Genomic DNA, 540 nt, shown 5'->3' with positions numbered 1-540 from the left:
GGGCTGAGATTTCGGCGTTCTTCATCGTTTTCGTCCTGTGCGAAGGGTTGCCAGCGGCGTCGCATCCGACTGCGATCACGCGGTTTCATATTTCCTACATTTTTTCTGTAGACTTGCAATATGCTTTATCGGCATTATCACCCGTGACTGCGACATTTCCTTGGGGGCAGCGTGGACGACATCCGGTTCAAGATTGCAGAAGCCGCCAGAATGGCGGGCGTCTCGCCCTCCACGCTGCGGCTGTGGGAGACGCAGGATCTGATCCAGCCAATCCGTACGGCCACGGGGCAGCGGCTCTATGACCGCGCGCTGGTGGATCGCCTGAAGCACATTGCCTGGTTGAGGAGTGAAAGAGGCCTGAACCCGGCAGCAATCCGCGAGAGCTTGCGAGAGGTTGCCTCGGAGGCCGATGAAGAGGTTGTCGAGGGTGAGGACGATGCCTCCGATATCCGCCCAGGCACCCGGATCCGTCGCTTGCGACGGGAGGCTGGAAAGACGCTGGAAAGTGTAGCGCAGGCGACGGGCGTTGCGGTTTCGCAG

Annotated in this window: 1 protein-coding gene; it reads left to right on the top strand. The window is 60.0% G+C overall.

What is annotated here, in order from left to right:
- Nucleotides 1–171 precede the first annotated feature (171 nt).
- On the top strand, nt 172–540 hold a 369-nt coding region (locus CXR03_RS18985; protein WP_219816291.1), incomplete at its 3' end, for a MerR family transcriptional regulator.

Source organism: Arthrobacter sp. 08Y14 (assembly GCF_002929455.1).
GTDB lineage: Bacteria > Actinomycetota > Actinomycetes > Actinomycetales > Micrococcaceae > Arthrobacter_B > Arthrobacter_B sunyaminii.
This window is presented reverse-complemented; position numbering and strand designations above follow the sequence as displayed.